The 12,970-nt window shown below is 69.8% G+C and carries 9 protein-coding genes and 1 tRNA gene; 3 read left to right on the forward strand and 7 right to left on the reverse strand.

Translation table 11 applies throughout. The features are described 5' to 3' along the window. Positions 1 to 83: 83 nt before the first annotated feature. Positions 84 to 2,489, reverse strand: coding sequence for an AfsR/SARP family transcriptional regulator (locus IF22_RS0121765; protein WP_245233700.1), 2,406 nt, complete (start codon positions 2,487 to 2,489; stop codon positions 84 to 86). A gap of 476 nt (positions 2,490 to 2,965) precedes the next feature. Here IF22_RS0121765 and IF22_RS0121770 point away from each other — a divergent pair, with 476 nt between their 5' ends. The 3 genes from IF22_RS0121770 (at position 2,966) to IF22_RS0121780 (ending at position 7,432) form a co-directional block, all read left to right on the forward strand. Beyond that, positions 2,966 to 4,903, forward strand: a complete 1,938-nt coding sequence (locus IF22_RS0121770; RefSeq protein ID WP_030334863.1) for an Hsp70 family protein — start codon at positions 2,966 to 2,968, stop codon at positions 4,901 to 4,903. Positions 4,904 to 5,999: 1,096 nt separating this feature from the next. Next, the gene (locus IF22_RS0121775; protein WP_030334865.1) at positions 6,000 to 6,209 is read left to right on the forward strand and encodes a helix-turn-helix transcriptional regulator; all 210 of its coding nucleotides are present in this window, start codon (positions 6,000 to 6,002) and stop codon (positions 6,207 to 6,209) included. 5 nt (positions 6,210 to 6,214) lie between these two features. Then, positions 6,215 to 7,432 carry a tyrosine-type recombinase/integrase gene (locus tag IF22_RS0121780; protein ID WP_030334868.1) on the forward strand — a complete coding sequence of 406 codons (1,218 nt, stop codon included), beginning with the start codon at positions 6,215 to 6,217 and terminating at the stop codon, positions 7,430 to 7,432. A 113-nt stretch (positions 7,433 to 7,545) separates the two neighbouring features. Here IF22_RS0121780 and IF22_RS0121785 read toward each other — a convergent pair. The 6 genes from IF22_RS0121785 to IF22_RS33280 form a co-directional block, all read right to left on the reverse strand. Beyond that, positions 7,546 to 7,619: transfer RNA gene (locus tag IF22_RS0121785), tRNA-Pro, on the reverse strand. 202 nt (positions 7,620 to 7,821) lie between these two features. After that, positions 7,822 to 9,222: a ribosome biogenesis GTPase Der gene (gene der / locus IF22_RS0121790; protein ID WP_030334870.1), complete on the reverse strand. Its 1,401-nt coding sequence runs from the start codon at positions 9,220 to 9,222 to the stop codon at positions 7,822 to 7,824. 129 nt (positions 9,223 to 9,351) lie between these two features. Continuing rightward, positions 9,352 to 10,032, reverse strand: a complete 681-nt coding sequence (cmk, locus tag IF22_RS0121795; protein ID WP_030334872.1) for a (d)CMP kinase — start codon at positions 10,030 to 10,032, stop codon at positions 9,352 to 9,354. A 196-nt stretch (positions 10,033 to 10,228) separates the two neighbouring features. Next, positions 10,229 to 10,999 carry a pseudouridine synthase gene (locus tag IF22_RS0121800; RefSeq protein WP_030334874.1) on the reverse strand — a complete coding sequence of 257 codons (771 nt, stop codon included), beginning with the start codon at positions 10,997 to 10,999 and terminating at the stop codon, positions 10,229 to 10,231. Then, positions 10,986 to 11,957: an SMC-Scp complex subunit ScpB gene (gene scpB, locus IF22_RS0121805; protein ID WP_030334875.1), complete on the reverse strand. Its 972-nt coding sequence runs from the start codon at positions 11,955 to 11,957 to the stop codon at positions 10,986 to 10,988. Before scpB ends, IF22_RS0121800 begins: the two co-directional genes overlap by 14 nt. Further along, a complete protein-coding gene (locus IF22_RS33280; RefSeq protein WP_081883959.1) occupies positions 11,950 to 12,969 on the reverse strand; it encodes a segregation and condensation protein A in 1,020 nt (339 codons plus the stop codon). Before IF22_RS33280 ends, scpB begins: the two co-directional genes overlap by 8 nt. Position 12,970: the final 1 nt, after the last annotated feature.

Here is a 12,970-nt window from a genome sequence, read left to right on the forward strand (position 1 = left end):
CGACGCGCAGACGGTATGAGGTGCAGCCACCGGACCGGGCAGACGGCGTTGAAACGTGCGCGGGGCGACCAGGCGGGACTCGGTCAGTTCCCGCCCAGGCTGTTGCGGAGTCGGGTGGCGAGCGCGATCGTGTCTTCCTGCGGTTCGGCGTCGAGGTCGGCGAGGGCTTTAGTCAGGGCGCGTAGCAGGGTTCGGATGCCGTCGGGGTCGCCGAGGGCGTGTCGGGCGTGCATCGCCTTGATGTAGAGGGCTTCGTTGTAGTGGTCGAGTCCGATGGCCTTGTTGAGCAGGTCGGATGCGGCTTGCGGGTTGGTGTCGAGCAGATCGTCGGCGAGCAGGAGGTGGGCTTCGGTGCCCCAGCGGCGAACCGTCTCGCGGTGGGGCTGCAGCCACTCGTAGTCCTGGCCGTCGGCGAGGGGTGCGGTGTAGAGGTCGCAGGCGGCGGTGAGGAGTTCGCGGCGGCGCGGTTCGGTGGCGATGGTGGCGCTGCGCATCAGGTCGCGCAGGGTCCATACGTCGACGTCCACGGTCGCGGGGTCGAGCAGGTACCGTCCGGCGGACTTGATGACGTAGGCGTTCTTCGTCTCAGCGGTGCCGGCGCGGCCGAGGACGTGCCGCAGGTTCGAGGCGTTGGTGTGGACGCGTTGGTCGGCTTGGCTGATGCGAGCGTCGGGTTCGAGGTATTCGCCGATGTCGCGGGTGCCGGCTCCGTCGGGGTGCACGGCGAGGTATACCGCGAGTTCCAGGGCTTTGGCTCGCAGCGGTCGGCCTTCCGCGGTGATGCCTTCGATGCGCGGTGCGCCGAGCACGCGCAGCCGCGCCCGTCCCGAGAGCAGGTCGGGTTTGACGGCGGTCGAGGTAGACGGGTTCGTGGTGGTGGGTGTGGTCTCGGTGCGGCTCGCGTGTAGGGGCACGATCGTGACCGGTAGGGCTGGTGAGGGGATGGCAGGCGGTTCGCCGGTCTGTGCCTCGCGGAGCGTGGTCAGGATTTGGATGGCGGCGGCGGGTTCGAGTACGGGCAGTCGCGGTGGCACTGGTTCGGCGGGGTGCCCGGAGATAAGCGTGCTGTGTCCGTCCTGGGTGACCTGGAGGGTGGGTCCGTGGTCCCATTCGCCGAGTAGCAGCGCGGACACGCGCAGGCCTTCGCCCAGGGCGAGGGCGACCTTGGCACGCGTTCCGGCATTGGCAGGTGGGGTCGCGGTGATGAGCATGACCGGTGGTAGCGCTTCCTCGTCGGGCGCTGTCCGCCGCAGCTCGTCAAGGTCGGTGAGGGTGTGTTCGTCGAGCGTGCGGCTGCGGTGTAGCAGCTGGGACTCGATGACGGTGAGCGCGTCGTTGATGCTGTCGGTCACGTGCAGTCGCGGCCATGGGCTGAGCGTCACCGCGTCCGGGCCGAGCAGCGTGGTCAGGGTGGCGGCGTCGATGACGACCTCGCTGCGGGCGTCAGGGTGGTGCGGGTTGCCGGAGGTCAGCACGGCGACGAGGGCGGCGCGGGCGGCAGCATGTGCGCCGTCTCCGACGATTCCCGTTCCACCGTCGGGCAGGAGGCCAAGGTCAGGTAGAGGAGCAAACGGCACGCCGTCATCGCTGCTGGTATCCGAGGGCTCGGGGTTGCGGGCGGCCACGGCGCGGTGGACCTGGACCACGGTCGGGGGCAGTTCGGTGGGCGGATAATCGTCCGGCTCGGCGGAGTATCGACGGCGGCGTTGGAGCCAGAGCATTGCTACTGCGGCACTGATCGCGGCGGCGAGCGACCATGTCAGCCAACCGGAGTCCGACAGATCAACACCCCCCTGGTCGTCTGTGTCCGCCGCAGGACTGTTTATGGCGGGCGGCGATGTGGCGGGGTTGGGGATGCCCGACGACGGCGCTGGCGACGAAGCGGACCCGGTTGGGACTGCGGACTGCGTGGTGGTGGGAGTGGCGGCCGATGGCTGGGGCGCGGGTGGCGGCACGACGGGATCGTGCGGATCCGGTGCGGCACTCGGCGTTGCGGTTGATGTCGCGGGCCGGCCTGACCGGGGGGTGGCGGGTGTGGCGGCATGTGGTGGGCGGGCGTCGGCAGGGAGGCGTAGCTCCCAGCCGGGATAGATGAGGTCGCAGTCGCGCAGGACACCGCCGACGGGAAAGTGGCGGTGCTTGTTCAGGCGGCAGACCTCTGGCCACCGACCCGCGTCGCCGAGCCACTCCTTCGCGACCTTGGACAAGGTGTCGTGTCGCTCGACCGTGTAGAGGTAGCGCTGGTTGGCGACGTGGATGACGGCGGGTCCACGGGCTGCAGCTTGCCGGGGAACATCGGCCCTCTCGGTCGCAGCGACGGGCGTGGACGCCCGATCCGCGTGCACTGCCGCGAGAGAGCCGGCGGGAGTGACGGCGAGCGCGGCGGTGCCGGCCAGACCGAACACGAGCCGGTGCAATGGGGCCGGCAGCCCGGGTATGGGGATGCGCCACCGGGTCACCGCCGCGAGGATCTCGGCGAGCAGGAACAATGTGAACAGGCCCCACAGCAGCCACATCGCCCAGAGGGCCGCGCCGATGAGGAAGTCTGGGGTGAACCGCCCGCTGGAGCGCGCGAACCAGTCGGGGATCTGCGACCAGGACGGCAGTCGACGGAGCGGGTTCCCGCCTGCGGCCCACAGCAGCACCGGAATGGCGACCAAGAAGAGTCCGGCACCGATGGCGCCGCGTACAGCCCGGCCGAGGGACGGTCTTGTGCGGCGCGGCCGAGAATCTGATGGGATGCGGACGGTGGCTCGTGCACCGTACTCGGCGAGTTTGTCGTCTCTGCCTCGGTGCGGCTGCGGCACCTGTCCCCCTGCCGTCGATCCCCCGAATCCTCATCAAATACACGATCGCGAGTGTCTGCGACTATCCCATCGGGAGAGATTCTCACCATCCGCGTACAACGAGTCACGTTCCGCGGATCATGGTTGACACCTTGCCCTCAGAGGCGAGACTGCCCCTCATGCCAAGCGGGGGCACTGTGTTGTCGATCGACCTCAGCTCGTCGGCCATCGCGGCCACCGTCAGCCGGCAGGGCCTCAAGGTCCCCGTCCTCATCGACGGTCGCCTCGTCATGCCGCCTGGCATCGTCATCGGACCCGCAGGGGAGATTTACGTCGGTCTCGACACCATGACCGCGACGTCGCTGCCGGCAGATCACCAGTTCGTCGACAATCCGGCGGACCTTCTCGGCCGGCCCATCGACACCGCTAATGAGGCCCGACCCGATCCGGTGGATCTACTCGCCACCGTGCTGCGGCACGTCACCCATCACGCTGCCGTCCACGTCAACGGGCCGATCAACGCGCTCACCCTGACCGTGCCACCGAGCTGGGGACCACGCCGCTGCGGACACGTCAGCGAGGCAGCAACCCGCGCGGGATTTCCGCCTCCTGCCCTGGTCACCGCACCCGCCGCCCTCGCCGCCTACGCCACAGTCCTCGGCGTCACCGCGCCGGGAGGCTCCTGCGTGCTCATATGCCAGGCAGACCGCGAACCGGCAACCCTCACCGTCCTGCAAACCGTCGCCAACGGCTACCGCGAACTGGCGACCCAGCAGATCAGCCTCGCCCACGGCCTCGACCACCTCATCGCCCACCACGTCGTCCAGACGGCCACCACAGACTCCGACCCACTCCAGGCGATGATCGCCGCGCCCGGTAGCGACCGGTCGGACGTCGGACGTGCAATTCTGGAATCTGTCCGCACCGCCAGGCAGCTACTCGCGACCCAAGACCGAGTCCCGATCCTGCTGCCCGCGCCCCGCCAACCCGCCGTCCTCACCCGCGACGACGTCACGGCCGGCGCACAGCCCCTCCTCGACCAGATCCCCGGCACAGTCGACGGACTCCTCGACGCGGCCGACGTCGACAAGACGCACCTCGCTGACGTCGTCCTCAGACCAGCCACCGGCGTACCCGCGCTGGCCGAAGCGCTCGCCGCTGCCACCGGCAAACCCCCCACGCTCATCGACCACCCCCACGCCCTCGCCGACGGCGCCCTCTCCCTCACCACCACGCACCAATCAGGCCCGGCAGCCGCCGCACGGCTACCCCGCGTGCGCCTACGTATCAGCGACCTCACCGGTGCCCTGCTCCTCGGTGCCTGTTCCCTGGTCCTGCTCCTGCAAGCCGTCCTCACCGCCTACATCACCACCTTCAGCACCTGGGTCGTCGGCGTCCGCACCTCCTTACCGCAACTCGGCACCGCCGGCGCACTCGTCATGCTCACCGCATTCGCTGTTGCGCACCTCGCACCCACCACCTTGCTCGCCGGGACACCCCCCGCATCAACCCCCGAACCCACCACAGGCAGCCTCATTCGACGCGGATACCTCACCACCGCCGTCGGCGGCGGCATCACCGCAGCCCTCTACGGCCTCGCCACCGGCACCGCCGTCGAATACGACTACACCCCGTACCTCAGATGGACCCTTGGCGCCGCCCTACCGCTGGCCGCCTGCGCCGCCGTCATCGCCGCCACCGCACCCCGCATCCCCGCCGACGCACTACCCACGTGGCTCGCCATGACCCGCCCCGCCGTCACCCACGCGCTCACCGCCACCGCAGGCATCTACCTCATGCGCGCCGCAATCACCCTCACCACACCCATCTCCACGAACGCCGTCGCCCCCATCGCTGGCAGCATCGGCGCAGCCCTCGTCGGCATCGCCACCGCCCTCACCATCAGCCGCCGCCGCACGATCCGCGCTATCACCGCACCGGGCCTCGCCATCGGCTACGCCCTCGTCTTCACCGTCGACACCACCGGCGCCCTCATCGTTGGCTACCTCGCCGCCCTCACCTGGTGGGGTATCCGGCTCACCGCACACACCCTGCGGCTGGCCTTCCCCCAGCCAGGAACGGCGCTACGCCGCCGCGTCGACCGCACAGGCGACTGAGGGACCCCCAAGCCGTCCGGGCCATTACCACCGCACAGACAGCGGCGATGACAACGAGGCCATTCGAATCCACCCAGCCGTGCAGGTCTACGTCGGCGAGCAGCAGATCCCTGCCCCAACGCGACCCATCGCCCGTCCACGCTTCCCTACCTGCCACAAGGGAACTGAGTCGGCAGTCCACCAACGTCACCAAACGACCAGAGAAATCCTGATACGCCAGCCGATCGAGGAGGCAGCAGAAATGCCACGCCAATAAACAGCGATACGTACAGCAAGGCGAGTGCCGGTTGAGCGAAGGCTCAACCGGCACTCGCCTTTTCGGAAGGAGCTCAAAATCGCCGAAGTATCAACAATCCCGGCCATCTAGACCGGCCACATGAGGGCTAGCCGAGCCCGAAATCGAAGAACCTCCAGTAAGCCAGGCGCCACGAGACTGCGAGCCGGACAGTCCTCCCAAACACACGGGCCGGCAATCGCCCAGCGGTGCGACCTCAAGACCTCAAGTTCGGACGCGCTGACAAGCACCACAACGCCGCTATCGACCACACCTCTACCGGGTCAAACGCGGCTACCACACTTCACCGAAGGGCCACAACATGGAAACGCTTCAGACCTTCCGCATCAGCAGTGATGCCGAGCAGGCCAAGCCGATGCGCCCCACAACCTGCTCAACAAACGACTACGCACCTCAGCCCTGCACGAAGTCCCGCAATGCCACACGGCCACCGGGCGAAGAAACGGCAAACACACGTCACGTGCCGGCGTCAAGGATCGAGTTTCACGGCAATGGTTTCTGCCATGCCGAGCCGCACTGCCCGCAGCATCTTACGCGGACAGCCATCAACGAGAGGCTTGACACCATACGAACGAAGAGAGTGGATAAACATCCACAGTCGATAAATCCGACGACCGTATATGGCGGCGACAGCGTCAATAACCCCCGACACCAATCAGACTGGAATCCTGAAAGGACACCTGACCCATGCCCGCCGCACCCCCGCACCGCCCCCGGTTCCGCGCCGCCAGATGGCCGGCAACCTGCCGGCTGCGCCACGCGACGCCGACCGCCCGGCTCCACCACCACGCTGGGCCGTCGATGACCGGCCCCGCCGCCCCGCAATGGCGGCCAGACCCCCTCCTGAGCATCGACGACGTCGCCGCCTGGCTGGGCAAGCCCAAGAACACCCTCTACGCCTGGCACAGCCGAGGTAAGGGACCCCGCGCCATCCGCGTCGGCAACACCCTGCGCTACCGGCGCAGCGAAGTCGAACGCTGGCTCGACGACCACACCGACGTGGAGCGCTGAACCTCATGGCCCGACCCGAACTACCGCTGGGCACCTGGGGCAAGATCCGCACCCAGCAACTCGGACCCAATCGGTTCCGCGCGCGAGCGCGCTTCCGCGACTACGACGGCAAGACCCGCGACATCGAGGCCACCGGCACCACCGGACCCGCCGCAGAACGGGCGCTGAAGGTCAAGCTGCGTGACCGCACCACCCCTAACGACGACGAGATCACCCGGGAGACCCGCGTCAGCAGACTCGCCGATCTGTGGATCGAGGAGATCACCACCGAGGAGCGGATCGCGCCACAAACCATCCAGCGATACGAGACCAGCACCCGCAACGCGATCCTGCCCGCCCTGGGCAACCTCCGGATCAGAGAAGCCAGCGTCGGGCGCCTGGATCGGTTCCTGCGTGACATCGCCAAGGACCGTGCCTCGGCAGCCAAAGGCGCGAAAGTCGTCCTGAGCCAGATGTTCGCACTGGCCGTTCGCCACGGCGCGATCCCCACCAACCCCGTCCGCGACACCGGCCGGCTCCGCAAACCCCGCCGCACAGTCGTCGCCCTCACCGACGAGAACCTCCAGGCCGTCCGGACGGCTATCCGTGACTGGCAGCGGCCGATCCCCGGTAAGCCTGGACCACGGCACAGCGGCGATCTGGCGGACGTCGTTGACCTGATGCTCGCCACCGGTGCCCGCATCGGCGAGATCCTCGCCCTGCGGTGGGAGGACCTCGACCTCGTCGCCGTACGCCCCACCCTGACGATCTGCGGCACGCTCGTCTTCGTCAAAGGCCAGGGCTTCTTCCGCCAACCCTGGACCAAGAGCGACGCCGGCTGGCGAATGGTCGTCCTCCCCCGGTTCGCCGTCGGCATGATCATGGCCCGCAAGCTCGTCGCCGCCGACAACCCCCACGACGCGATCTTCGCCTCCCGCCGCGGCACCTGGCTCTCACCCAACAACGTCCGTCGCCAGTGGCGCGAGGCCCGCGCCGACACCGACCTCGCCTGGGTTACCCCCCACACCTTCCGCAAGACCGTCGCCACCCTCATCAAGGAAGAGACCGACACGAAAAGCGCCGCAGCACAGCTCGGACACTCCAGCGAGGAGGTCACCGCCACGTACTACATCGCCAAGCCAGCCCAAGCCCCGGACGTCTCGGACATCCTCGAGCGACTCGGCATCGACCACGGGACGCGGCAAGATCCCCCAACCGGCTTGCCCAACGATGCACAGGGATGACGAACCTGGTTCCCGACCCCGGTAAACGGGGGGTTTTCGGGGGACGGTTCAAAACCCCATAGACAAACTTAAAGCCCTGACCAGCGTTTCCGCTGGTCAGGGCTTTTTGTCTGTCGGGACGGCCGGATTCGAACCGACGACCCCTTGACCCCCAGTCAAGTGCGCTACCAAGCTGCGCCACGTCCCGCCCCCGCGTGGTTTCCCCCGCGGCAGCCGGTACAGCTTAGCGCAGCGGTTGCGGGTCCCCCACACAGGCCCCATCAGTGTTGCGGGGCAGGCGAACCACCCCACAACCCCTAAAGCTTCCTAGGAGGGTGGGGTGGTGGGTGGGCAGGAAAATGCCGGATGGCGGGAGGCCATCCGGCATTTTTCAGGGAGAACTGGAAGGGTCAGCCGTGCGCCTTGCCTCGGCCGCCGGGGCCGAGCTTCTTGCGCGGGCGGACCGAGATCTCGATCGGGCTGCCCTCGTACCCGAATTCCTCGCGGAGCTTGCGCTCGACGAACCGCTGGTAGCCGGCGTCCAGCGGGCCGGTGGTGAAGAGCACGAACCGTGGCGGTGCCACCCCGGCCTGCGTCGCGAACAGGATCCGCGGTGCCCGTCCACCACGCACCGGGTGGGGGGTGGCCTGCACCAGCGCGGTCAGCCACTGGTTGAGGTGCGCGGTCGGTACGCGGGTTTCCCAGCTGGCCAACGCCTTGTTCAGGGCGGGGGCCAGCTTGTCGACGGCACGGCCGGTCATCGCCGACAGGTTCAACCGGATCGCCCAGGGGATGCGGCGCAACTCCCGGTCGATCTCCTTGTCCAGGTAGTACCGACGGTCGGCGTCGACCAGGTCCCACTTGTTGAACGCGATGACCAACGCCCGGCCCGACTCGGTCACCATCGACAGGATCCGCTGGTCCTGCTCGCTGATGGGTTCGCTGGAGTCCAGCAGTACCACGGCCACCTCGGCGGCCTCGATCGCGCCGGCGGTACGCAGGCTGGCGTAGTACTCGGTGCCGCTGGCCTTGCCGACCCGCTTGCGCAGCCCGGCGGTGTCCACCAGTTGCCAGGTCTGACCGCCGATCTCGACCAGGCTGTCCACCGGGTCCACAGTGGTGCCGGCCACCGAGTCGACGACCGCCCGCTCCTCACCGGAGAACCGGTTGAGCAGGCTGGACTTGCCCACGTTCGGCCGACCGACCAGCGCCACCCGGCGCGGCCCCCGCGGACGGTTCTCCACGATCGCCGGTGCCTCCGGCAGCGCGGCGAGGATGGCGTCCAGCAGGTCGCCGGAGCCGCGTCCGTGCAGCGCGGACACCGGGAACGGCTCACCGAGACCCAGCGACCACAGCGAGGTGGCCTCCATCTCGATGGAGTTGTTGTCGGCCTTGTTGGCCACCAGGATCACCGGCTTGGCGCTGCGCCGCAGCATCTTCACCGCGGCCTCGTCCACGTCGGTGGAGCCCACCATCGCGTCGACCACGAAGAGCACCACGTCGGCGGTGACGACAGCCGTCTCGGCCTGCGCCGCGATGGCCGCCGCCCGATCCTTGGCGTCCGGCTCCCAACCGCCGGTGTCCACCACGGTGAACGCCCGGCCGTTCCACTGCGCGTCGTACGGGACCCGGTCGCGGGTCACGCCGGGAACGTCCTCGACGACCGCCTGCCGGCGGCCGATGATCCGGTTGACCAGCGTCGACTTACCCACGTTGGGGCGGCCGACCACGGCCACCACCGGCTGCGGGCCGCTCGGCTCCTCGACGGCGACGTCGGGCTCACGCAGCTCCACCCAGGAACCCTCGCTCATGCCACTCCTCCGCTTCGCTCCGGAGCGCCATGAGGCACAACCACGCCGAGCCCGATGATTCGCTCGCTCCGCTCGCTCATGCCGCTCCTCCGCTTCGCTCCGGACCGTCATGAGACACGACCGCGCTACTCATGCCACGCCCCGCTCGGTGAGCAGGTCGCGCATCCGCGCCACGACCTCGTCGATGCCCAGCTCGGTGGTGTCCAGCACCACCGCGTCGGGCGCCTGGGCCAGCGGGTTGACCTTGCGGGTCGAGTCGAGGCGGTCCCGCCGCGCCAGGTCGGCGGCCGTGGCCGCCACGTCGGCGGCGTCCTCGGCGCTGCGCCGGGCCGCACGGGCCGCCTCGGACGCGGTCAGGAAGACCTTCAGGTCGGCGTCCGGGGCCACGACCGAGCCGATGTCGCGGCCCTCGACCACCATCCGACCGGCGTTGGCGATCATCTCGCGCTGCCGGCCGACGAGCAGCTCACGAACAGCCGGTACGGCGGCGACGGCGGAGACCGCTCCGGTCACCTCGGCGCCACGGATCTCCGCGTCCACGCCGACCCCGTCGACGGTCACGCCGTACCCCTGCGGGTCGGTGCCGATGCGCAGGTCGACCTCGCCGGCGACCTTCGCCACCGACGCGGCGTCGGTGAGGTCCACGCCGGAGCGCAGCACGGCCCACGTGATCGCCCGGTACATCGCCCCGGTGTCCAGGTAGCGCGCACCGAGGGCGGCGGCGAGCCGCCGCGACACGGTTGACTTCCCCGAACCGGACGGCCCATCCACAGCGACCACACATCGCCCGAACCGTACGTTTTCCTCCACCGTGTCCTCCTCAGCCCGTACCTCACGGATCGCCCGGTGAGCTGGCGCCGCAAGCGGTTGTTCAATCGTCATCAATCATGCCCGGGTCGTCTGGCGAACCCGCGCGCGACGCCGCCGGAGGCGACCCACGCCACCCGGGCGACCGCGTCTCGGCCGTCGGTGGAGCCTACCGGCTGCCGTACCCCGAACTCGGGGGTCAGTCACCCACCGCGTGGAACAGGGCCGCGACCTCCGCGTTGGTCAGGCGCCGCAGACGCCCGGTGCGCAGGTCGCCCAACCGGATCGGACCGATGGAGGTACGCACCAGACGGGTGACCGGGTGCCCGACCTCGTCCATCAACCGCCGGACGATGTGCTTGCGCCCTTCGTGCAGGCTCAGCTCCACCTGGGCGCTCTTGCCCAGGGTGCCGACCACCTTGAACGAGTCGACAGTGACCGGCCCGTCCTCCAGCTCGACGCCCGCGAGGAGCCGCTTGCTCAGGTTGCGCGGGATCGGGCCGACCACCTCGGCGAGGTAGGTCTTCAGCACCTGGTACGAGGGGTGCATGAGCTTGTGCGCGAGGGTGCCGTCGTTGGTGAGCAGCAGCAGGCCCTCGCTGTCCGCGTCGAGCCGCCCGACGTGGTACACCCGCTGATCCAGCCGCCTGCCGATGAAGTCGGCCAGCTCGTTGCGGCCCTTGTCGTCCGCCATGGTGGTGACCACCCCGCGCGGCTTGTTCATCGCCACGTAGACCAGTCGGGTGTCGACCTGGAGGCGCTCTCCGTCGACGTGGATCACGGCCTTGGCCGGGTCGACCTTGTCGCCGAGCTTGGCGACCCGCCCGTCCACCGTGACCCGGCGGCGGAAGATCAGGTCTTCGCAGGCGCGCCGGGAACCCACGCCGGCGGCGGCGAGCACCTTCTGCAGGCGCTCAGCCCCCTCGAACACGGGGGCGTCGGGTTTGGGGACACGGTTATCGGGTCGCATCAGCAAGCTCTTCTACGTCGTCGGGCAGGAAGGGTGCGAGGGGCGGCAGCTCGTCGACGGTGTTCAGCCCGAGCTTCTCCAGGAACAACGTGGTGGTCCGGTAGAGGAACGCCCCGCTGTCCTGTTCGGTGCCGCACTCCTCGACGAGGCCACGGGTGACCAGCGTACGGATGACCCCGTCGCAGTTCACACCCCGGATGGCTGAGATTCGCGAACGGGTCACCGGCTGCTTGTAGGCGACCACGGCGAGCGTCTCCAGCGCCGCCTGGGTCAGCCGCACGGACTGCCCGTCCAGCACGAACCGCTCAACGTACGTAGCGTATTCCGGCCGGGTGTACAGCCGCCACCCGCCGGCCGCCCGGCGCAGCTCGAACCCGTGCCCGGCCGTGGTGTAGCCGGCGGCGATCTCGTCGAGCATCGGCCCGACCCGCTCGGCGGGCTGGTCCAGCACCTGGGCCAGCACCAGCTCGCTGACCGGCTCGTCGACGACCAGCAGGATCGCCTCCAACGCGCCGCGCAGCTCGGCGTCGGACAGCTCGGGCGCGGGCTCCGGCGCGGCCGTCGCCCGCCGCCGCCCCGCCGACTGCCGCCGGGGTACGTCCCCCGCCGCGCTCGACTCCCCCGCCGTGTCCTCCGTCACCGCGCCGAGGTCCGGCGCCGTCAGGTCCACCTTGTTGGAGGCCCCGTCCGGGTCTGGCTCAGTCGGGCGCGGGTCGTCGGGGCCGCGCTCATGCGGATCGCCCGGCGCCGGGGCCGAGCCGACCGCATCCGACTCGCCGGGACCGGCGGCGGATTCGACCTCGGGTCGGGGCTGTGCCGCTCCGGGTTCGTCGGTGTCCGCGGCCGGCTCGTCCGGCGGCGCGGGCGCGTCAGTGGCGGGCGGGCGCGGGCGGGCCCACGGGGGCACCCAGGCGGCGGCCTGGTCGGCCAGCGAGTCCCGGCGTTCCTCGTCACTCATCCCGCGCACCCTCCGTCGTCTCCGTCCCGTCCGGCCCGCCGGCCTCCCCCACCGACCCGGGCCCAACGCCCGCCGACTCAGGCGCGGCCAGCACCGGCGCGGGCCCACCCGCCGCCGGCGCAACCGCAATCCCCGCCGGCTCCGCGTCGTCCGCCGGGGTGCCGGCGTACTCGTCGACGTGCAGCTCGGTGTCGCCGTCGGCCGGGCCGGTCCAGCGCACTGTCAGCTCCTCCAGGGCCTGCTCCTGCACGAACGACACCAGGCCCTCCCGGTACAGCTCCAGCAGCGCGAGGAACCGGGCCACCACCTCCAGGGTGGCCTCGCAGTCGGCGCAGAGCAGCGAGAAGGTGGCCGTGCCGGCCCGGCGCAGTCGCGCGGTGAGGATGGCCGCGTGTTCCCGGACGCTGACCCGGACCATGTGCACGTGGGCGATGGACACCTCCGGCACCGGCTTCGGGGTCATCGCCTTCACGGCCAGCTTCAGCAGCCGCTGCGGGCCGATGCCGAGCACCAGGTCGGGCAACGCCTCGGCGTAGCGGGGTTCCAGGCTGACCGCGCGCGGATACCGTCGGCCGCCGACGGCCTCCAGCTCGGCGATGTGGGCCGCCGCCTCCTTGTACGCCTTGTACTGCAACAGTCGGGCGAAGAGCAGGTCCCGGGCTTCCAGCAGGGCGAGGTCGTCCTCGTCCTCGACCTCGGCGGCGGGCAACAGGCGGGCCGCCTTCAGGTCGAGCAGGGTCGCGGCGATGAGCAAAAACTCGCTGGCCTCGTCCAGGTCCCAGTTGTCGCCCATCGCCCTGATGTAGGCGATGAACTCGTCGGTGACCGTGTGCAGGGCCACCTCGGTGACGTCGAGCTTGTGCTTGCCGATCAGTTGCAGCAGCAGGTCGAACGGGCCGGTGAAGTTGGCCAGCCGCACCGTGAAGCCGGTGGCGGCCGGGTCGGCGGGCTGCCCACCGTCGACCACGGCCGCGGTGGCGGTCTCGGGTGGGTCGATGGGTGGCGCGGTCACC

The sequence above is a fragment of the Micromonospora parva genome (assembly GCF_000718515.1).
GTDB lineage: Bacteria > Actinomycetota > Actinomycetes > Mycobacteriales > Micromonosporaceae > Micromonospora > Micromonospora parva.